Raw genomic sequence first — 20,138 nt, forward strand, 5'->3', positions numbered from 1 at the left:
ACATAATTAACACATTGGTAACAAGGGAATGGTTATGGATGGACTGACGGGTAAAGTGGTCATTATTACGGGCGCTTCGGAGGGAATCGGCCGTGCGCTGGCCATCGCCATGGCGCGGGTGGGTTGCCAACTGGTGCTCAGTGCCCGTAATGAAACACGTTTGGCATCCCTTGCCCTCGAAATCGCTAACTATGGTCCGACTCCCTTTGTATTTGCCGCCGATGTCAGTAGCGCCTCCCAATGCGAAGCCTTAATTCAAGCCACGATTGTCCATTATGGTCGCCTCGATATTCTAGTGAATAATGCGGGCATGACCATGTGGTCACGTTTCGATGAGTTAAATCAGTTGTCTGTGCTTGAAGATATCATGCGAGTCAACTACTTAGGGCCAGCGTATTTAACTCACGCCGCCTTACCCTATTTAAAGTCGAGCCAAGGTCAGGTGGTGGTGGTTGCCTCGGTAGCTGGGTTAACGGGCGTGCCGACACGCAGTGGCTATGCCGCTTCTAAACATGCTGTTATCGGCTTTTTTGATTCGCTGCGGATTGAACTGACGGATGATAATGTGGCCGTGACTGTGATTTGTCCCGATTTTGTCGTTTCACAGATTCATAAACGTGCACTCGACGGTGAGGGTAAGCCACTCGGAACATCCCCAATGCAGGAAGCGAAAATTATCACCGCCGAGCAGTGCGCGAATATGATGCTCCCAGTGATAGCGACCCGAGGTCGGCTGCTTATTACGTCGCTACGCGGCCGACTCGGGCGCTGGCTAAAGCTGATTGCGCCAGGCTTAATCGATAAAATTGCCCGTAAGGCGATTGCCTCGGGTCGTTAATGGTTATTTTCCATTGTTAAGGTGTTTAACAATGGTCTGCTCGGCTTCGCTTTGGGTGGCCTTATCGCCATAGGCCTGAATATGAACCTGAGCTTTGTGTCCCGTGAGATCCTCTGCAATATGTAGCCAGTCTGGATGCCAGTAAAAATTCTGCCCAGATAAGGTTTGCCAATTGTGCACGCCAGACTTTTCACCTTGATAAATAATATCTTTGATTGAATAACCCATCCCTAACCCCTTATTTTATTGTGAGCTATAGATAGTGCGCCCACAAAATGACAACGAGTGTGCTTAAGTTCACGCTTTCGAGCAAAAATAAACCTCGCATCGGCGAGGTTTATTGTTTATCCATGCTGAAACATCAGCATCTTAATCTCATGAAACTTAAGGTTTGGCACATTGACTGGGAGATCCAACGCCTTTCCACAATGTGCTGCCATCGCTAACTGACAGAGGGATAAAGCTTAAGCCTTGGCTCATGTTTGCTGGTGGCAAATCGGTTTCAAGCTCATACATGCCCATAGGAACCGCTCCTTGGCTGGCGTTTGCCGCTACCTGCGCGGCGGCGAGGCTGGAGTAACGCAGGCCCAACATATCAAAATGGCTGCGCCAATCTTTGCCTGTGAGCTTACTCAGGGACACCAGCATAAAGTCATTGCCCGGAATATCCCTCACTGTTTTGCCGCCGTAAACGCTATGGCCCTCGTATGGGAAGAGTTCAAAGCCCAGTTTGCTGCGGTTAGCCTCCCAGTCGCTGGCACTATTGGCATATTTACCAAAGATGCGGCTGTGCTGATATAGCAGGGTAAAGATATTGAAACCATTGCTTAGGCTGGTACCGTCGTTAAGCGTCATGCCATGGGCTTTTAGCGCCATTTGGATGTAAAACGCCATGCGATAACCGTTGTGTATCGCGTAGGCATTGCTTGCCCAAGGGGCGGTGTATCTGTCTTCGCCCACATCGAGCACTTTGCAGTTGGCGCCAAAGACCACGCGTTTGCCACTGGTATCAGTGGTGCCTGCCGCATCGGACATAAACACATAGAAGAGATCTTTGTGATTCATATGACCATCGGTGATGCTGCTCGTGTTGCCGTCGCGCAGATAATGGGTCTTCCACAACACCACATAGGGGAAAATATTGTTGGAGTTTTCCCCCGCGCGGCTGCCATAACCAGCCCAATTGTCGCGATTGGCGGCAGTGGCATATTGCACATTGAGGCGGTTGGTTTGCAGATTGTGGCCGAGTTCGTGGTTATCTCCCCAACCCGTTGGCGAAATATTCCAAGCCGCATCCCATGGATTACCGCTACAACCCGAGCCGCAGTGGGCGTTTTGGTCATAGTTAGCGTGTTGGATGATGCTGCGGGTATGCAGGCTAGCATCGGTGCAGTCTGCGCCAAACAGTGCCTGACAGCTTGCAAGCACATCCGAGGGGAGAGATTCACTTAAGCTCTTACCTTGGATTTTCAGCCCAGCGAGGGTATACACGCTGTTGATATGATCCTCGACAATGCTCTTGAGCAACGCATTGACATCCGGGATCTTACCGCCAATCGCATTCATAAAACGGTCACGGCGCAAATGCTGCTCGGCGCCATCGGTGCGAAGATCCACATGGGGCAACTCGGTATTTTGGATCTTATCGTTAAAGGCCGTGATTTCTGCGGGATTAGAGAAATCCATAATGCTGGGGTGCTTAGCCACATTCTTGGCTTGCACATCGACACTGAGCGCACCTTCGCCACCACTGATATAGAGATAAATAGGGCCGCCATAGGGGGTTGAGAATTCAAGACTTTGCCCTTTAGCGAGCTTGAGGCGTTGCTGGGTAAGTTCCAGTGGCGCGCGGTAAACCTTTTGCTCATAGGCGCGGTTAGTATTACGTCTATGATAATTCAGCTTAATTTCGACATTAGCTTCTGTATTATCTAAGCGATTGAGTGTGATGGTCTGCCCGGGTAAGGCGTACCAGCCCGTTGTTGTCCACTGGCCAGAATAAGGTACTGTGATGCTCTTACGCTCCGATACTGTGGCAGGATAAGCGTAATGGGCATTGCTACCCTTACTTAGATTGGTCTTGTCGGTGACATACTCACCTAAGTCAGGTTGGGCGAGGTTGTGGGCGCGGGCATAGCTGACTGTCCAATCGGCAAACAGGGCTTGCTGCCACTGGGCGGATTCGCTGTAGGCGATGGGATAATCGATTTCACTGCGATACTTGTCAGCGAGGAGTAATCCCGCTTTCATCAAGCTAAAATTAGGGCTGTTAAAAGCATCGATATCATTGTTATCTAAGGTTTCGGCATTGCTGCGATACCAATCTGCACCCGCCTTGAAGGCCTCGACAAAGGCGCTGCCGTTACAGCTTAAATAGTTGCCGCCGCAGTCATTGAGCACTTGCGTATCGAAGCGTTGTTCGCGCAAATTTGCCAGCAGGGTTTCGACATCCGCGAGCGTCTTATCTTCCGCCAGAATAGTGCTCACACTCAGATTATTGGCATTGAGTTTCGACCAATAGTTTCCTGCAGTAGAGAGCCCCATCTCAAGATAGAGTGGTGAGAGCATAGCGCTTTGTTCGCGTCGATAGTTTGAGAGCAGCAGCGGGATCCCTGCCGCCTTGGCTTTAGTGATGGCCGCTTGAATGCCCGCGTAACCTAGGTTATCGCGGTCAATATCACTGATAACGATTAAATCGGGTTTTAAGGTATCGATACAGCTGGCAAGGGCGGTGTAATCACAGCTATTGGCGTCGTTGATGCTGTGGGGGTCGGGGTAGTACTTGCTTAGCCACGTGCGGATCCCTTCGTTATGGGGAAAATACCAACTGTCGGCGCGACTTGGCATCTGTGCCGTGACTATACTCAGGCCATTCTGCTGATCGCCGCCTTTGGTTAGCCATCCGATGAGGTTTTTCAGCAGCTTATCACTCTGATCCGAATTATTTACCGCAAACAGGTTGCCACCCATGGCGGCATAACGCTGGCCTTGTTGTTCACCCGCCATCACTAAACCGCGTACGGCGCTGGCGCCGCTGCCATCAACATTGGATGGCAGTAAGGTAAAAGTGTTTTCCGGCATAAAGCTCGAAAAGGTGATGGAATCGTGGGTCGGATGCCAACTGATGCTGTTACCCACACCTTGATAGAGTTCGGTGATTTGTGTCTTGCGGGCGGTCTCTATGTTCGCCAGTTCGGTGGTGCTGAAATCAATCAGCTCGTTAGCGCTGGCAAGGGTATGGTCTTGATGGCGAATGGCATTTTCAGCATTGCTGATAAAACTTGGGGTGATAGTGCAATCTGCGCTTATCGTCGCAGTGATGTAGGTCAGTGCGGTCAGCGCGCCGCCACAGCCGCTAATGCTATCCAGTACGAAACCGTTGTCGGCTTGAACGCTAAAGCTGGCACTTTTACCCGCATCGACCTTTTGGCTGCTAGGGATGAGCTTACCACCCAAGACTGAACTGGTACTCGCTGTATATTGAGTCACCACAGGAGGTTGGACTGGCGGCTCCGGCGGGGGTGTTGTGCTACCCGTGTCCTCTGAGCCTCCGCCACAACCCGCGAGTATCAAGGCGATGGCGGCAGAAATGAGTCTAATCTCCATGGAGAATCCTTAGCATTTGTAGGTAGTTAACATTTGCGTAGCATTGTATAGGAATAATGCGGGTGAAAGTAGGTTTTGATTACTTAAAGTTGATATAAATCATTAACTTAAATTTGGCGTCCGTCAAATTTAAGGCATAAAAAAACCGGCACATGGCCGGTTTTTTTAAATGAATTGAAGCTTAGCCCTGTTGTTCGCGGGCAATGGCGCGATAGCCGATATCGGTACGGAAATACACGTCGTCCCAGTGGATTTCATCAACCAGCAGATAAGCGGCTTTTTGTGCTTCGGTCACAGTGTGTCCTAGGGCTGTAGCGCATAGTACGCGGCCGCCGTTAGTGACCACATGGCCGTCTTTCATCTCAGTTCCCGCGTGGAAGACTTTGGCATCGTGATTACCTAGGCTTAAACCTTGGATCACATCGCCCTTGCGGTATTCATCTGGGTAACCGCCAGCGGCTAATACAACACCGACTGCGGCGCGAGCATCGTACTCGGCAGTCACTTTATCCAGCTCACTACGGGTCGCGGCTAAACACAGCTCAACCAGATCTGACTTGAGGCGCATCATAATAGGTTGGGTTTCTGGGTCGCCAAAGCGGCAGTTGTATTCCAGTACTTTGGCGCTGCCGTCTGGTGCGATCATCAGACCCGCATACAGGAAGCCAGTGTAAACATTACCTTCAGCCGCCATGCCATCCACGGTTGGGCGAATAACGTTAGCGATTGTCCAATCGTGCACGCTTTGGGTGACCACGGGCGCTGGTGAGTAAGCGCCCATGCCGCCAGTGTTTGGACCGTGGTCGGCATTATCACGGGCTTTATGGTCTTGGCTGGTCGCCATGGCGAGGATGTTTTTACCATCGACCATGACGATAAAGCTGGCTTCTTCACCTTTTAAGAATTCTTCGATAACCACGCGAGAACCTGCATCGCCAAACTTGTTGCCCGCGAGCATATCTTCGATGGCGGCATCGGCTTCAGCTTGATCTTGGGCGATGATCACGCCTTTACCTGCGGCTAAACCGTCGGCCTTGATTACGACTGGATAACCTGTCTTGCCCGTTAGTTCACGCACGAAGGCTTTAGCATCTTGGATTTCGGTACAGTTTTTATAACCCGCTGTTGGGATATTGTGGCGTGCTAAGAAGTCCTTAGTGAACGCCTTAGAGCCTTCTAACTGTGCTGCCGCTTTGGTTGGGCCGAAAATGGGTAGACCCGCAGCGTTAAAGGCATCGACCACGCCCAATACCAGCGGCGCTTCCGGGCCAACGATGGTGAGTTCGATCTGATTGGTTTGCGCAAAATCGAGCAGGGCAGGAATGTCCGTCGCGCTGATGTTGAGGTTTTCTAACTTCGGCTCGAGGGCTGTGCCCGCGTTACCCGGAGCAACATAAACCAGCTCTACCTGTGGGGATTGTGCCGCTTTCCAAGCTAGGGCATGTTCGCGGCCGCCGCCACCAATAACTAATACTTTCATGTTAAGTCATCCCTTTGAGTTTTAAATTCTTGTGGTTAGATTTTTAGCGCTACAGAGTGCGATAAACGAAACAGCCAGCACATGGCGTGCTGGCTGTAGGTGGCATTAGTGACGGAAGTGGCGCATGCCCGTCATTACCATGGCCATGCCGTGCTCGTCGGCTGCGGCGATGATTTCAGCATCGCGCATTGAGCCACCTGGCTGGATGATGCAGCTGATGCCCGCCGCCGCTGCGGCATCGATACCGTCGCGGAATGGGAAGAAGGCATCGGACGCCATCACAGAGTTAACCACTTCTAACCCTTCATCGGCCGCCTTGATACCCGCAATTTTAGCGCTGTAGACGCGGCTCATTTGGCCTGCGCCGACACCGATGGTCATACCGTCTTTAGCGTAAACAATGGCGTTAGATTTAACGAACTTAGCCACTTTCCAGCAGAACATTAAGTCCTTCAGCTCGCTCTCGGTCGGTTGACGCTTAGTCACGACTTTAATGTCATCTAAGCCAACCATGCCTTGGTCGCGGTCTTGTACCAGCAGACCACCGTTCACGCGCTTATAGTCTAAGGTCTTGGTCTTAGTATCCCATTGACCACACTCTAACAGACGCACGTTGGTTTTCTTGGCCACTACATCGCGGGCACCTTGGCTCACGACTGGCGCAATAATCACTTCAACGAATTGACGCTCAACAATAGCGCTAGCGGTTGCTGCATCTAACTCGCCGTTGAAGGCGATAATGCCACCGAAGGCTGACGTTGGGTCAGTTTGATAGGCGCGGTTATAGGCATCGAGCAGATCTTTACCCAGTGCAACACCACATGGGTTAGCGTGTTTAACGATAACGCAAGCGGGTTCGCTGAACTCTTTTACGCACTCAAGGGCGGCATCGGTATCGGCGATGTTGTTGTAAGACAGTGCCTTACCTTGCAGTTGAACTGCAGTTGCGACTGAGGCTTCGTCGATCTTAGTGTCAACATAGAAGGCTGCAGTTTGGTGGCTGTTTTCACCGTAACGCAGATCTTGCTTCTTCACTAATTGAGTGTTGAAGGTGCGTGGGAACTTAGAATCTTCGAAGCACTCATCAGTGCTATGCGCAGGAACCATAGTGCCGAAATAGTTGGCGATCATGCCATCGTAACCGGCAGTGTGTTCGAAGGCGGCAATCGCTAAATCGAAACGGGTCGCGTGAGTCGTGCTGCCATTGTTGGCGGCCATTTCGGCTAATACGCGATCATAATCGGCGGCATTAACAACGATAGTCACATCTTTATGGTTTTTCGCCGCAGCGCGCACCATAGTCGGGCCACCGATGTCGATGTTTTCAATCGCATCTTCTAAGGTGCAACCGGCTTTAGCAACAGTATCGGCAAAAGGGTAGAGGTTAACCGCAACCAGATCGATTGCATTGATGTTGTTGGCAGCCATGACATTTTCATCAAGACCGCGACGCGCCAAAATGCCGCCATGCACTTTCGGGTGCAGGGTTTTAACGCGACCATCCATGATCTCAGGGTGTCCTGTATAGTCAGATACTTCGATAACAGGCACGCCGTTATCCGCTAACAGGCGAGCGGTGCCGCCAGTTGACAGCAGTTCAACGCCTTGGGCGTGTAATGCTTTGGCGAATTCGAGAATTCCGGTTTTATCTGAAACGCTTAACAGCGCGCGACGAATGGGTCTGGCATTATTTGCAACAGTCATTTGGGTACAGGGTCCAGTTATTTTAGTTTCAAGGATCTTTCGGAAAACAGAACAACTTCTATCTGATTCTGCTTTCCAAAAGCCCCTTGGTCCTACTTATATTTTTTGTCCCAACGTCAGGCGCGCGTATTCTACCGTAAAACGGGATTTACGGGTGTTTTTTCTGCGCGATTTCACAATATTGATATCAGAACAAAGTGGAATGATTTGGGGGTCAAGTGTAAATTTCAAAATAGCCCTTGACCTTGGAGTAGGCTCTAAGGTTTATACTCGCTCCATCATATTGATTGTCAGTGTTGCTTGAGGTGATTCCAGTGATGCTGCAAAGGATAGCACTATGTACCGAATTGGTGAGTTAGCCGATTTATGTGAGGTTAAGGCCGATACCCTCAGATTCTATGAGAAGCACGGTCTGCTTTCGCCTTCGAGCCGCACCGACTCTGGCTATCGGGTCTATACCGATGCCGATGCCGCGCGGCTGCGTTTTATTCTGCGGGCGAAGGCGGTAGGTTTTAGCTTGAGTGAAATTAGCGAGCTGCTTTCAATCGAGTTGGATAAATCCAATTGGGCCTGTGCCGATGTGAAGGGCATGGTCGACGTCAAGTTGGCTCAGGTGCAGACTAAGATTGCCGAGTTACTGCATTTTCAAACCAGTTTGCAAAAACTGTCGGATGCCTGCTGCGGCGGGCCGCGTAGCGCCGAACATTGCTCGATTTTAGAAGCGCTGGAGTCGAGTACAGAGCGAGTGCGTGTGGAGCACGACCACGGCCAAACTCCAGATGCGACAACCCTAGATAAGTCAGGGAATTAACTATGTTATTGAAGAATTTTATCGATCTGTTTTTAGATTCCGCCCCTTGGCTGTTGCTCGGCTTGATTCTGGCGGGCCTACTCAAAGTGTTTGTGCCCATGGCTTGGATGCAAAAGCAGCTCGGCGGGCATGGCTTTAAAACCGTGGTGAAGGCGGCGTTATTGGGCGCGCCATTACCTCTGTGTTCCTGCGGGGTGATCCCCGCGGCCGTTGGGCTGCGCCGCTCTGGGGCATCTAAAGCGGCAACCACCTCCTTTTTAGTTTCCACCCCTGAAACTGGGGTCGACTCTGTAACGGTTTCTTACGTTTTGCTCGGCCCTTTTATGGCGATAGTACGGCCGATTGCGGCGATCACTAGTGCTATTGTTGCGGGCCTTTTAGTGGGGCGAGATGATGACGATGGCAAACCTGCTGCTAAGGCCGAGGCCCTGTTAGACAAGGCTCAGTCAGACAAGGCATTCGCTAGCACTGCGCCTGTCGCTTCATGTTGTGCTTCAAAATCCCCGTCGGCAGAGAAAGTGCTCAAAGCCGAAGCGGTAAAAAGCTGCTGCGCATCGACTAAGGCGCCCGCAATCACGCCAGTTAAATCTTCCTGCTGCGGCAGTGATAACGCGAAAGCGCCAGCAACCGAGCCGAAAATCAAAATGACGCCGATGGCTACGCCAAGTCTAATGGCTGCTGGCGGCCCAAGTATGGGCACTGTCGGTATGGTTAATGCGGCTAAAGTCAGTGCGGTCAAGGTTGAAAATGCAGGTTCATGCTGTGGTACTCAAACCGCTGCGCCTGAAAAAATAGTCGTAGTGAAGAAGGGCGCTTGTTGTGGTAGCTCAAGCGCGAAAACGGCAGATAGCCATCAAGCCGAAGGCGAGAGCTGCTGCGCATCTACACAGGATATGGCGACCGAGCTTAAGTCTGAATCTGTGATTGCACGAGTAGGCATAGGTCTTAAATATGCGGCGACGGATCTGGTGCGTGACACTACACTCTGGTTGCTGGTGGGCTTATTCTTCGCAGCCATAGTGCAAACCTATGTTCCAGCAGACTTTTTAGCTAAGTGGGGCGATGGATTGCTGGCCATGCTGGTAATGGTGCTAGTGTCTGTGCCTATGTATATCTGCGCCACGGCTTCGACGCCGATTGCCGCCGGCTTGCTACTGGCGGGTGTCTCCCCTGGTGCCGTGCTGGTATTTATGATGGCAGGTCCTGCAACCAATATCGCGACTTTAGGCGTGGTGACTAAGGAGCTGGGTAAGCGCGCGCTCTATGGCTATCTTGGGGGCGTCTTGGGGGTTGCCTTAGTCGCTGGCGCTTTGGTGAATTATCTGGTCGCCACCTTTGGTTTTGAGGTGATGCCACAGATTGGTGAGCAGCACCAGATGTTACCCGAGTGGTTAGTTGCGACCTCAGGCATAGTGCTCGCATTGCTGATGGCGAAAGTGGTATTCGAGAAAATCCCCCGTAGTTGGCTGCGCCGTAGCGACTGCTGCTCATAGTGCTAACGCTAACTAAAAATCCCCAGCAATGACTGGGGATTTTTTATTATGACACTTTAATGGTGCTGCTCACGCGGCAGAGCGACGCGTGATGCTCAGTCGTTTATTAGTTCGACTTTTTAGCATCGATAAAGGGCAGGGTGCCCGTTGGCAGCACTGTGGTGGGCAGCTTGCCGTCCCATTTCTCTGCCTTGGTCAGTTCGACGAGGTTTTGATTTTGTGCCAGAGCTTCGGCGCGGCTCTTAATGGCAGACGCCTCTGCATCCCCTTTGATCCTAATACTCTCGGCCTCGGCCTTAGCGCGGGCGAGTTGCGAGTCGGCTTCCGCCTGCGCTTGGGTCACGGCGATTTGTGCGCTGACTCTTTCTTTCTCGAGGTTTTGCAGCTGGGTTTGTACCTCAACTTCGGCGCGCATTCTGTCTTCTACCGACTTTTCGTAGGCATTAGAGAAATCGATATTTTCAATCTGCACTGAGGTGATTTCGATGGGGCCTTTGACCGAATGAGTGATGGCGTTTGTCACATCGATACCGAATTTGATCCGCTCCTGCACGACCGAAATTGCTGTGTATTTACCAAAAATGTTCTCAACTTGCGTTGGCACTTGGCGGTCGAGTAGGCGAGCCACCATGGCATCGATACTCTTAAAGTTGGCATAGACCTCTTCGACACGATCCGGCGGCACATTGAAGGTGACTGAGGCATTGAGTGTCGCGGGTTGCTGATCGCGGCTATAGGCTTGCAATGAGCTATAGCTGGTGGTGTGGGTTTGAGTGGATATCTTCACTACTGTATCGAACAGCGGCATTTTAAAACCCAGTCCTGGTTCGGCGGTGCCGATGATCTTACCGTTACGCAAAATCACCCCGCGCTCACCTTGGTCGACCGTGTACCAACTGCCAAAAAGCGAGATGAAGATAATGAGTAAAATCACCAGGGGGATGATTTTAGAGAGGCCAATGGAGCTTGGCAGGTTGAGTTCATTTTTTATCATGTCGCTTCCTTTGCTGATATGTTGCGATGGCGGAATTTATTGGGGCGAAATACGGTTTAATTTTAAACACTTGGCGTTACATCTAGCGTCAAAATGTATCTTAATGGTTAACGGGTGGCAATAAGACTGTATCGAGTTTTCCTATGTGTGACCCAGATGTCATTGCTTATGCTTACAGTGTAAATGTTATTGCGAACTATTCTCACCAAGGTTAGAGTCCCGAAATTAACTCAATTTCTATCATTTCGCCCCGTTTTTGTTTGGTGAAAATCAGGCGCAAAGCGGTAGATTTCAGTGGGTTTAATTGTGCTAACACTTTGTCGTGAGAGGATAAATCCCCGTGTTGCAACTCATCTTTTTGTTGTCGACACTGATGGCTTGCCTGTTGTGTTATCTGAGCAATAAGCAACAAAGACTATTAACCTGCCCCCTTCCTAAGCGGCCATGGCGGTTACTCGCCTATGGGCTTGCCCTCGCTAGCTTGATTGGTTGGCTGAGTCTGTTCACCTTCAGTGCCGCAATGTTTCTCTGGATAGCCCTGTTGATGTTGCTCTCGGGCTTAGTGCCTTTTATCTCTCTTATCGGTCGGAAATAAGCCATGACGCGTTTAGCAGAAAAGGACAAGTTACAACCCGACTGGTGGACTAAGTCACTGGCAGGGTTAGTGTTAGGTTTTACTTTAGCCCTAGGGCTAGTGGGATTATTTGCCTGGTTTGGTCCGGGCGGAATCGATGCCGACACTAAGGTGCAGGTCAATATGTGGTTGATCGCACCCATTTGGTTATCTGTCTTAAGTTTGAGTTTTCTCTTTAAAACAGGACTCAGGGCCATTGGCTATTTAGGCCTGTTTAACGTTTTGACTTATATAGTTTTATATACCTTTAGGTGATAAGGGATGAAAGTTCGCAGTGATGTGTTAAGGGTGTATCAGTCTATCCATATTTGGACTGGGATCATCGCCGGAATAGTGTTGTTTATCGGTTTCTATGCCGGATCGCTCACTATGTTTAAAGGTGCGATTGACGCTTGGTCAATGCCGCCCTCTGTGACTTTGCCGCAAGTCTCTGCTGATAGGCTCGATGAGTTAGTGTCGCAGGTGTTAGCTCGGGACGATAAGGCGAAAAACGGCTTTAGTTTGCATTTGAATGATGAACATCAGTCGCCGATGACTTGGTATCAGCAGGGCTCGGAGCGTGAACTCAGCATGAGTAACCAGCTTTGGCATGCCAGCCTCGACGAGCAGGGGCAATTAGTGACTCAACTAAGCACCCCAAGCGAGCTGGCCGAGCTGATTGACCAATTACACCGCACTGCGGGGATTGCCGGTGAAGTGGGCCACGATCAAGCGGGTGTCTATGTGCTCGGCGTCGCCGCCTTCTTATATTTCTTGGCGCTGGTTTCTGGGGTGATTTTCTTACTGCCCACCTTAACTAAAAGCTTTTTCGCCCTACGTAAAGATAAGGGCGAAAGCCGTTTCTGGCTCGATGCCCACAACTTAGTCGGCATTACTAGTTTGCCATTTCATCTAGTGATCAGTCTGACCGTGATAGTGTTTGCCTTCCATGATCAGCTTTACGATGGGCTTAAGCAGGTGGTTTACGGTGAAAAACCGCTGTTTGCCCAACCCGCACCCGATAGAACGCCCTATACACTCGCCGATTTGCCTAAGGTCAGCACAGTTCTGGCTAAGGTGCAGGAGCTCGCCCCCGAGTATCAAGTGCATGAAATGACCTTTATGAACTTGAATAATCCTCGCGCGACCTTGCGTTTAGGCCTGTACAACCCTAGCGGTTTTATGCGCGGACCAGTCACCGATTACTTATATCTGCATCCCTATAGCCTCAAGATAACCAACAGCACCATTGACCAGAGTGATAAGGGCATTTGGGCCAGAACGGTCGCGGTATTCTTTGGGCTGCACTTTGGCAGTTACGGCGGCGATCTTGGGCGCTGGGTGTATTTCTTTTTAGGCTTGAGCGGCGCCTTTTTATTTTACAGCGGTAACTTGTTGTGGCTGGAAAAGCGCCGTAAAAAACAGGCGAGTGAGCAGACGCGTGCCTGCCGATTAATGGCGAGCGCCACCGTGGGGATTTGCTTAGGTTCGGTTGCCGCTCTGGCGGTGAGCATGCTGCTGGGGAAATGGTTCTACTCACAGGTGAGCAATATTAATCATCTCTATCTGTGGTTGTACTATGTCGTCTTCGCCGCCTTAGTGGCCTATGCCTTCTGGCGCGGCGCGGCTAGGGCGGCACTGCTGATTTTACCTCTGTGCGCCTTGGCGACTCTGGCTATGCCTATTAGCTCTGTGATCGGGCTGTTAGTGCCGAGTCTAGGCTTATGGGCGCCCCATTCTGCGGCAACGCTTGGGGTCGATCTCGTGGCGCTCGGCTTTAGTGGGCTGTTCTACTATGGATACCGACTCACGCGCCATCGCTTATTCAATGGCCCGCAGGACAGTGTCTGGGCGATTCCCAATAAGGATGCTGTGGTCGAGACCGCTTCAAAAACAGTTTGAAAAATGGGCGCCTTAAGGCGCCCATTTTGTTACTGAGCAATAGGCCTTAAGCTTTTGCCGTCGGCAAGCGAGGTTTGCTTCGCACCAGTAAGCGCGCGCCAAGATAACAAGATGTCAGCACAAAACTGGCGGCTAAGTAGAGTAACAAGCCATGTTCGATATGATTAAAGCGACTCGCTGTAACTGGGCCGATAACCGAACCGACGGAATAACTGAGCAACATAATCTGAGTTGCAGACACAATTTGGCTGCTAGGCAGATGATCGCAGGCCAGGCTGATGGCGATAGGGTAGAGGGCAAAGGCACAGGCGCCCAGCAACACAAAGCCTAACCAGAGTCCAACGAGGGATTTCTGTGTCAGTAAAAAGAGTGCCGCAGCGCCAATTAAGCAGAAGGCGGCCATTAAGGCACTCTTCTGGAAGCGTGGAGATAAATAGCTCACTAAGGGCTGGACTATCATGCCGCCCATAATGATCAGCGCCATAAATTGCCCCGTCTGCTGGGCAAATCCCATGTCCTGCGACACATAAACAGGCAATAAGCCGTAAATGGGGCCGAGCAATAATCCCGAGACTAAACAACCGACCACGGCGGGTTTACTCAGGTTTTTAAGATCCGAGAGGGCAATCGAGTGTTGCTCGCTCGATTGCGGTTGACCGCGTTTAACTAAGAGCGCGGGTAAACTGGCGGCGGCCAGTAAACCTATCACCACTAAATAGGGAAGGTTGCCCGTGGTACCTAAGTAATCGACCGCGAGTTGTCCTATTGCCGTGCCGCCGTACAGGGCGGTCATGTACAGGCCTAAGCGTTTGGCCCGCTGTTTTTGGGTGTCGGCCATAAGCAACCAAGATTCGACGACCACAAAAATTCCTGCCACCGCGACACCAGCAACGAGTCGCGAGGCGAGCCAGATACCGCCCTGTGGCAGCAGTACCATAACCACAACACTGCACAATAAGATATTGAGAAATAAAATAAAGGCTTTGCTGTGGCCGATGCGTGCCACGATTGGCGCGATGCAAGGGGCACCCAGCAATAAGCCGAGGTAGAAAATACTCGCGAGCCATGGCGCGAGATCTGGGCTGAGTTCGAAATAACTGAGCGAGAGCGGGATCAAACTCATCAAATAGCCCGACGCGAGGGCAAATAGGCTTAAGCCTGTAACTGGCACAAAAAGTCCTGGCTTTTGAGTCGATTGAGTTAACGCTACATTTTCCACTGGCGGTACCAAACAGGTAAAAAATAAACAGAAGGAGAGATTGCGGGCGCGACTTTAGGCCGAATTTTGTTCAGGGTAAAGTGAGTTAGATTGACTGAGATGGTGAATAATATTTGTGTTTATTATTCATAGAGATAATGGAATTTAAATGTTATTGGTTTGGAGTGCTATTGTACATTTTTGCGAAGGTTTCACTAGGTCCTTGGAATGCAACTTCATGCTTATGCTGTATTAAACATCACCACACGATTTCTCCCTGCCAGCTTTGCCTGATAGAGTGCCTTATCCGAGCGGCGCAGTAAGGATTCTGGTGCATAATCCGCAGTGCTCATAGTGGTAAAGCCGATACTTACACTGACGCTGATCGGTATGCCGTCGAAGTCCAAAGCCGCCTTGGCAATGGCTTCCCTGATATCGTTAAAAAATTGCATAGGCTCATACTCGGTTTGCTCAGGGAATATAATGGCAAACTCCTCACCGCCAATACGAAATAGTTCCGCGGAGCTCGTCATCATGGCTTCAGATATGGCGACAATTTTCTGTAATACATAGTCTCCTGCGGTGTGGCCAAATTGATCATTGAGCATCTTAAAATGGTCTATATCCAACAAACCAAAATAAAAGAGTTGTCCCTTTTCATGGAATGTCTCTATGGCTTGCAGGATTTTTTGGGTAAATACCCGGCGATTACCAGCGCCTGTCAGGTGGTCTGTTGAGGCAAGGTATTCGAGTTCTTTAAGTTGCAGGCGCAGGCTGATATTAAGGCCAATCAAATTAGCTAAACACTGCAACTCTAAGGCGTCTAAATCTTTGTAATGATAAGGCTTGTTGTGGGCGACATTGAGTGTGCCCAAACAAATATTTCCATAAAGGAGTGGGGCATTCATGCTGGTATTCATGCCATTCTGCGCCAGCATGAGGCCATCCAACTTGGTTGATTTAGTGAGGTCGTCGCAAATAAGCACAGTCTTTTCTGAAAAGGCCTGACCGACAAAGCTATTAGCGATAGGCACCCTAAAATCGAGCGGGATCGCCTTATTACCACTGATGGAATAGATTTTTAAATAGTCAGCATCGTCCTTCAAGGTAATGCTAACCCTTTCAGCATCAAATAATTGATATATCCATTGGGAAACATTATCGAGGACTTCTTGGAGGGAGGTTGCTACGGCAAGCGCCTGCACAAATTCCACGGGGAGGCTTATTTGATGTCCTTTCGCTTTATCAGATAAGTTTAAGGGGTTAAAACTTTTTTCCATTGCAATGCCCCTTTAAATCATTGGTCATTCAAAGCTATATCCTAAATGCTTAAATAAGATCCTATCTGGAATATAAATCGAATTTGTACCTGGTAGCAATCTTTGTTTTTTGGCTAAGTCATCTCTTGCTGGTATTTAAGCCCTTGGATCTTGATAAGAACATTAAGCGTAAATGGCAGGTTATTAACCAATGTGCAATTAGATAAGGTAGACTCGAACTCAGAGGGAAAAATAACTTGTTGTTTAAATGTGACAAAAATGCTTAAGGTGCGGCTGTTGCTGGTAAGAGTGATATTGAGTGCTAATGATGCCAATGGTCATGGATGTTAAAGTGTTAACTGCTGTTTTTAAGATTAAATTCAGCCTTTATCACTTGGTGAAAATTCAAAGTTTGACCTATATCACAGTTTTAAACATTTATTCAGTTACAGCTTTCACAAACTTCTGCGGTATTTTTGTGCGTTTGAAAATTTTGCACATAACTTTAGATCAAAAACAGGTGATTTTTATCTCGAAAATGGCTTTTTTGCGCCTTTTGTCTGCAGTATTTGTGGTTGCCTAGTGGCAAAAGTACAAAATAAACTGCTTTGCCAAGTGTGACCTATGCCCTAAATTTGCCTAAAAAAATAATGGTATGAAGGTTGTCACCATGTCGTCTTTAGAGCAGTCAACGTCGGTTCCCCCCAATCATTCGCCCGCGAATGCCGGGCTTGAAAAGAAAAAAATGCTGATCTTAGTAGCGGATATTCTGCTGCTATTCGCGTTGTATTACGGTTTACCCTTTGACCAAGGGGTCAATACAGGGCTTGCTATCTTAGTGTTCGCCGCCATCTTGTGGTTAAGCGAAGCTATTCACATCAGTATCACGGCGATTTTAGTGCCGATTTTGGCGGTATTCTTTGGAGTGTTTGAAACCAAAGAAGCCATGAGTAACTTTGCCAATCCAATTATCTATCTGTTTTTCGGTGGTTTTGTATTAGCAGCTGCGCTGCACCATCAAAAGATCGATACCCTGATAGCGCAAAAATTATTGCTGGCCTCCAAGGGTAAACTCAGTATTGCCTGTTTAATGCTGTTTGGCGTGACGGCGTTGCTGTCTATGTGGATCAGTAACACAGCAACCACGGCGATGATGTTGCCACTCGCACTGGGGATTTTGCAGCAGCTCGATCGCAAGATGTACCACAGCACTTATGTGTTCTTACTGCTTGGGATTGCCTATTCCGCCAACATTGGTGGCATTGGTACCTTAGTCGGCAGCCCGCCAAACGCGATTGCCGCGGCGCAGGTCGGCCTAAGCTTTAGCGACTGGCTGAAGTTTGGTATTCCAACGGTAATCTTGATGTTACCTATGATGCTTTTGGCACTCTACTGGTACTTTAAGCCGGATCTATCTGCGCAATGTAAGTTGGATGTTGAAGAGCAAAAACTGACTTTCCAAGGCAAACTCACCTTAGTTATCTTCCTCGCGACGGTTTGTTGCTGGATTTTCAGTGTGCCGCTGGCCAAAGCGCTCGGTGGGATCACGCAATTTGATACCGTCGTCGCCCTTGGCACTGTAGTGTTGCTGGCTGGACTCGGGCTCGTAGGCTGGAAGAAGATAGAATCGACCACAGATTGGGGCGTATTGATCCTGTTCGGTGGCGGTTTAACCTTGAGTGCCGTGCTCAAAAGTACTGGTACCAGCGTGTTCCTCGCGCACTGGATGACGGATATTTTTGGTAGCACCCATATGTCGTTGTTCGTGTTTGCGGTAATCGCTTTCGTGGTGATGCTGACCGAGTTTGCTAGTAATACCGCAAGTGCCGCGCTGTTAGTGCCAGTATTTGCGGCGATTGCCGAAGCATTAGGGGTATCGCCAGTGATGCTCTCAGTGCTGATTGGTATTGCGGCTTCCTGCGCCTTTATGTTGCCTGTGGCGACGCCGCCTAACGCCATTGTTTACGGCTCTGGCCATATTAAGCAGTCGGAAATGGTGCGAGTGGGCATGATAGTTAACTTCCTCAGCATGATAGTGCTGGGCATTATTGCCCACACCTTCTGGGAAGTGTAAACACGCCTGATTCATCCAAATAAAATACCCAGCTAGGCTGGGTATTTTTATGGGCGAAACTATAGATTCTAGCAATAACTCTGCAGCCATTGGTCGAGCGCCGACTTGGGTAAGGCGCCCGCTTGCTGGGCGATAAGATGCCCCTGTTTGAATATCATCAGCGTAGGGATAGAGCGGATCCCAAATTGCGCCGCCAACGCCTGTTGCTCCTCGGTATTAATCTTGCCGAAACGAAATTGTGGTTCCCATGCTTTTGCTGCCGCCGAAAAGGTGGGGGCAAAGCTTTTACATGGGCCGCACCAGCTTGCCCAAAAATCGACAACGATTGGCAACTCTGACTTGTGAGCATGATTGATAAAATTGGCGCTCGTGAGCTCAATGGGCGCCGCCGCAAACAGATCCTGTTTACATTTGCCGCAGGTAGGCTGCTCAGTTAACCGCTCTTGGGGCACGCGGTTTAAGGTGTCACAGTGGGGGCAGGCGATAATCATGGAATGGCTCCTTAGCTCAATGCATGCTGTAGATATGGGGACGCCGTGGCAAATTTAAAGGGAGGTCAAGGCGTATCGAAACCTGTACCACAAAATGGGTGAGCTGCACCGACAAGCTCGGCTGGCGATGTTAGAATAGGCTCTTTGATGGATCACTTGAATGTAAGTGAAGACGAAGAGATTAATTAAATGACTGAATTAGAAGTTGTCGATCTGGTTATCGGCGAAGGAAAAGAGGCCGTAAAAGGCGCGTTGATCACCACTCAATACCGCGGTTTTTTGCAGGATGGCACTCAGTTTGATTCCTCCTATGACCGTGGTCAGGCATTTCAATGCGTGATTGGCACTGGCCGAGTGATTAAAGGTTGGGATCAAGGACTGATGGGCATGAAGGTTGGCGGAAAACGTAAGTTATTCGTCCCTGCGCATTTAGCCTACGGCGAGCGTCAAATTGGTGCCCATATCAAGCCTAATTCGGATCTCACCTTTGAGATTGAATTGCTTGAAGTGCTCACCCGCGATTAAGCGTCAGCTTGATGGAGTCAGCATCTGGCTGACTCCTTTGTATGGCTTGTCAGCCCCCCTTGGCTTTATCCTTTTTACTATGTCCCTTCGGCTTTAACTGTTTTACACTGGACGAAAATCCCCCAACCTAACAACAGAGACTTTTCGTGGTAGCGGATTCTGCAGCACAAATAAAGCAACTTCAGGCCGAAATCGCCGAACTTAAACGTGAAAATGCGCGGTTAACGGCGCTCAATAATCGCGCCGAAGAAAAACTGTTTGCCGCCCTCGATGGCAATGGCTTGTGTTTGTGGGAGCAGCATGTTCCCAGTGGCAATCTCACCCTGTTCAATGTGAAGTGGGGCGAACTGCTCGGCTTTAGCCGCGAGGAGCTTCGCGCCCATGTCGACAGCTGGAAAAGCAAACTTCATCCAGAGGATAAAGACTGGGTAATCAAAGCCTTTGAAGACCATGTGAATGGTAAGGCCGATTATTATCAGGTCGTACATCGCATGCTGCACAAAGATGGCAGCATCACTTGGGTGTCGGATCGTGGCCGCATTGTTGAGCGTCTACCCGATGGCACGCCGCTGCGAATGATGGGCAGCCATATCGATATCACTCAAGAAAAGCGCTACGAGCTGGATTTAGCTCGGTTAGCTCATAGCGATCCTCTCACCAACCTGATGAACCGCCAAGCCATCACCACGGCCTTCGATGAGTTATTGCAACCCGGCCAGCGTGGGGCGTTATTCTTTATCGATCTTGATGGTTTTAAAGCCTTAAATGATCACCATGGTCACAAGTTTGGCGATAACTTATTGGTGCATGTGGCGCATTCCTTAGTGGAGCATTCGGGTGCACAGGCAAAGATCGCGCGGCTCGGCGGGGACGAGTTTGTGATTGTCCTGCCCACTTCGGATATCGAAGCCTTAGGTATGCTCGCGCAATCCTTATTGGATGTTTATCGACAACGTTTCTTACTCGATGGTTGCGAGGTGGCGATAAGCCTGAGTATTGGTATCGATATTTTTGAGTACGGTGATCGTTTTGCTCAAAGCTGCGATCGCGCCGATGCCGCTATGTATCGTATTAAACACCAAGGGAAAAACGGCTACAGTTTCTCTCGGAATGAGAGCGCTATTGACCGTTAATCGGCGGCAGATGCGCC

18 protein-coding genes are annotated in these 20,138 nt (G+C 49.9%); 10 read left to right on the plus strand and 8 right to left on the minus strand.

What is annotated here, in order from left to right:
- Positions 1 to 34 precede the first annotated feature (34 nt).
- Positions 35 to 838, plus strand: coding sequence for an SDR family oxidoreductase (locus tag SHEWMR4_RS02340; RefSeq protein WP_011621243.1), 804 nt, complete (start codon positions 35 to 37; stop codon positions 836 to 838).
- A gap of 3 nt (positions 839 to 841) precedes the next feature.
- Here the strand turns inward: SHEWMR4_RS02340 and SHEWMR4_RS02345 are convergent, their stop codons facing one another.
- The 4 genes from SHEWMR4_RS02345 to purH all read right to left on the minus strand — a co-directional run bounded on the left by SHEWMR4_RS02345 (position 842) and on the right by purH (position 7,628).
- A complete protein-coding gene (locus SHEWMR4_RS02345; protein WP_011621244.1) occupies positions 842 to 1,066 on the minus strand; it encodes a hypothetical protein in 225 nt (74 codons plus the stop codon).
- Positions 1,067 to 1,222: 156 nt separating this feature from the next.
- Entirely contained in the window at positions 1,223 to 4,444 is a 3,222-nt protein-coding gene (locus SHEWMR4_RS02350; RefSeq protein ID WP_011621245.1) for an ImpA family metalloprotease, read from the minus strand.
- Between the two features lie 181 nt (positions 4,445 to 4,625).
- Positions 4,626 to 5,924 carry a phosphoribosylamine--glycine ligase gene (purD, locus tag SHEWMR4_RS02355; RefSeq protein WP_011621246.1) on the minus strand — a complete coding sequence of 433 codons (1,299 nt, stop codon included), beginning with the start codon at positions 5,922 to 5,924 and terminating at the stop codon, positions 4,626 to 4,628.
- Positions 5,925 to 6,029: 105 nt separating this feature from the next.
- Entirely contained in the window at positions 6,030 to 7,628 is a 1,599-nt protein-coding gene (gene purH / locus SHEWMR4_RS02360) for a bifunctional phosphoribosylaminoimidazolecarboxamide formyltransferase/IMP cyclohydrolase (RefSeq protein WP_011621247.1), read from the minus strand.
- Between the two features lie 337 nt (positions 7,629 to 7,965).
- Between purH and zntR the strand changes: the two genes are divergently transcribed.
- Complete coding sequence (gene zntR / locus SHEWMR4_RS02365; protein ID WP_011621248.1) at positions 7,966 to 8,439, plus strand: Zn(2+)-responsive transcriptional regulator; 474 nt, start codon at positions 7,966 to 7,968, stop codon at positions 8,437 to 8,439.
- A gap of 2 nt (positions 8,440 to 8,441) precedes the next feature.
- Entirely contained in the window at positions 8,442 to 9,932 is a 1,491-nt protein-coding gene (locus tag SHEWMR4_RS02370; protein WP_011621249.1) for an SO_0444 family Cu/Zn efflux transporter, read from the plus strand.
- 106 nt (positions 9,933 to 10,038) lie between these two features.
- Here the strand turns inward: SHEWMR4_RS02370 and SHEWMR4_RS02375 are convergent, their stop codons facing one another.
- A complete protein-coding gene (locus SHEWMR4_RS02375) occupies positions 10,039 to 10,926 on the minus strand; it encodes a prohibitin family protein (RefSeq protein WP_011621250.1) in 888 nt (295 codons plus the stop codon).
- A gap of 340 nt (positions 10,927 to 11,266) precedes the next feature.
- Between SHEWMR4_RS02375 and SHEWMR4_RS02380 the strand changes: the two genes are divergently transcribed.
- The 3 genes from SHEWMR4_RS02380 to SHEWMR4_RS02390 are packed head-to-tail and all read left to right on the plus strand — an operon-like array spanning position 11,267 to position 13,441.
- Positions 11,267 to 11,521, plus strand: coding sequence for a hypothetical protein (locus tag SHEWMR4_RS02380; RefSeq protein WP_011621251.1), 255 nt, complete (start codon positions 11,267 to 11,269; stop codon positions 11,519 to 11,521).
- Positions 11,522 to 11,524: 3 nt separating this feature from the next.
- On the plus strand, positions 11,525 to 11,815 hold the full coding sequence (locus tag SHEWMR4_RS02385) for a hypothetical protein (RefSeq protein ID WP_011621252.1): 291 nt from the start codon (positions 11,525 to 11,527) through the stop codon (positions 11,813 to 11,815).
- A 6-nt stretch (positions 11,816 to 11,821) separates the two neighbouring features.
- Positions 11,822 to 13,441: a PepSY-associated TM helix domain-containing protein gene (locus tag SHEWMR4_RS02390; protein ID WP_011621253.1), complete on the plus strand. Its 1,620-nt coding sequence runs from the start codon at positions 11,822 to 11,824 to the stop codon at positions 13,439 to 13,441.
- Between the two features lie 46 nt (positions 13,442 to 13,487).
- Here the strand turns inward: SHEWMR4_RS02390 and SHEWMR4_RS02395 are convergent, their stop codons facing one another.
- Positions 13,488 to 14,660, minus strand: coding sequence for an MFS transporter (locus SHEWMR4_RS02395; RefSeq protein ID WP_011621254.1), 1,173 nt, complete (start codon positions 14,658 to 14,660; stop codon positions 13,488 to 13,490).
- Between the two features lie 221 nt (positions 14,661 to 14,881).
- A complete protein-coding gene (locus SHEWMR4_RS02400) occupies positions 14,882 to 15,919 on the minus strand; it encodes a sensor domain-containing diguanylate cyclase (RefSeq protein ID WP_011621255.1) in 1,038 nt (345 codons plus the stop codon).
- Positions 15,920 to 16,223: 304 nt separating this feature from the next.
- On the opposite strand from SHEWMR4_RS02400, the gene SHEWMR4_RS02405 reads away from it, so the two are divergent.
- Both SHEWMR4_RS02405 and SHEWMR4_RS02410 read left to right on the plus strand, forming a co-directional pair.
- Entirely contained in the window at positions 16,224 to 16,481 is a 258-nt protein-coding gene (locus SHEWMR4_RS02405) for a hypothetical protein (RefSeq protein ID WP_011627365.1), read from the plus strand.
- A gap of 87 nt (positions 16,482 to 16,568) precedes the next feature.
- A complete protein-coding gene (locus tag SHEWMR4_RS02410; protein WP_011621257.1) occupies positions 16,569 to 17,972 on the plus strand; it encodes a DASS family sodium-coupled anion symporter in 1,404 nt (467 codons plus the stop codon).
- A gap of 68 nt (positions 17,973 to 18,040) precedes the next feature.
- Here SHEWMR4_RS02410 and trxC read toward each other — a convergent pair whose 3' ends face one another.
- A complete protein-coding gene (trxC, locus tag SHEWMR4_RS02415) occupies positions 18,041 to 18,463 on the minus strand; it encodes a thioredoxin TrxC (protein WP_011621258.1) in 423 nt (140 codons plus the stop codon).
- Between the two features lie 189 nt (positions 18,464 to 18,652).
- On the opposite strand from trxC, the gene SHEWMR4_RS02420 reads away from it, so the two are divergent.
- On the plus strand, positions 18,653 to 18,988 hold the full coding sequence (locus SHEWMR4_RS02420) for an FKBP-type peptidyl-prolyl cis-trans isomerase (RefSeq protein ID WP_011621259.1): 336 nt from the start codon (positions 18,653 to 18,655) through the stop codon (positions 18,986 to 18,988).
- Between the two features lie 146 nt (positions 18,989 to 19,134).
- Entirely contained in the window at positions 19,135 to 20,121 is a 987-nt protein-coding gene (locus SHEWMR4_RS02425) for a sensor domain-containing diguanylate cyclase (RefSeq protein WP_011621260.1), read from the plus strand.
- Positions 20,122 to 20,138 lie beyond the last annotated feature (17 nt).

This window comes from Shewanella sp. MR-4, from assembly GCF_000014685.1.
In the GTDB taxonomy this organism is placed as follows: domain Bacteria; phylum Pseudomonadota; class Gammaproteobacteria; order Enterobacterales; family Shewanellaceae; genus Shewanella.

Excerpts from the sequence above, each read along its gene's own strand:
- SHEWMR4_RS02410 (WP_011621257.1), top strand. The coding sequence starts at position 16,569 with ATGTCGTCTTTAGAGCAGTCAACGTCGGTTCCCCCCAATCATTCGCCC.
- SHEWMR4_RS02385 (WP_011621252.1), top strand. The coding sequence starts at position 11,525 with ATGACGCGTTTAGCAGAAAAGGACAAGTTACAACCCGACTGGTGGACT.
- SHEWMR4_RS02390 (WP_011621253.1), top strand. The coding sequence starts at position 11,822 with ATGAAAGTTCGCAGTGATGTGTTAAGGGTGTATCAGTCTATCCATATT.
- SHEWMR4_RS02350 (WP_011621245.1), bottom strand. The coding sequence starts at position 4,444 with ATGGAGATTAGACTCATTTCTGCCGCCATCGCCTTGATACTCGCGGGT.
- zntR (WP_011621248.1), top strand. The coding sequence starts at position 7,966 with ATGTACCGAATTGGTGAGTTAGCCGATTTATGTGAGGTTAAGGCCGAT.
- purH (WP_011621247.1), bottom strand. The coding sequence starts at position 7,628 with ATGACTGTTGCAAATAATGCCAGACCCATTCGTCGCGCGCTGTTAAGC.
- SHEWMR4_RS02370 (WP_011621249.1), top strand. The coding sequence starts at position 8,442 with ATGTTATTGAAGAATTTTATCGATCTGTTTTTAGATTCCGCCCCTTGG.
- trxC (WP_011621258.1), bottom strand. The coding sequence starts at position 18,463 with ATGATTATCGCCTGCCCCCACTGTGACACCTTAAACCGCGTGCCCCAA.
- SHEWMR4_RS02340 (WP_011621243.1), top strand. The coding sequence starts at position 35 with ATGGATGGACTGACGGGTAAAGTGGTCATTATTACGGGCGCTTCGGAG.
- purD (WP_011621246.1), bottom strand. The coding sequence starts at position 5,924 with ATGAAAGTATTAGTTATTGGTGGCGGCGGCCGCGAACATGCCCTAGCT.
- SHEWMR4_RS02375 (WP_011621250.1), bottom strand. The coding sequence starts at position 10,926 with ATGATAAAAAATGAACTCAACCTGCCAAGCTCCATTGGCCTCTCTAAA.
- SHEWMR4_RS02405 (WP_011627365.1), top strand. The coding sequence starts at position 16,224 with ATGATGCCAATGGTCATGGATGTTAAAGTGTTAACTGCTGTTTTTAAG.
- SHEWMR4_RS02400 (WP_011621255.1), bottom strand. The coding sequence starts at position 15,919 with ATGGAAAAAAGTTTTAACCCCTTAAACTTATCTGATAAAGCGAAAGGA.
- SHEWMR4_RS02420 (WP_011621259.1), top strand. The coding sequence starts at position 18,653 with ATGACTGAATTAGAAGTTGTCGATCTGGTTATCGGCGAAGGAAAAGAG.
- SHEWMR4_RS02345 (WP_011621244.1), bottom strand. The coding sequence starts at position 1,066 with ATGGGTTATTCAATCAAAGATATTATTTATCAAGGTGAAAAGTCTGGC.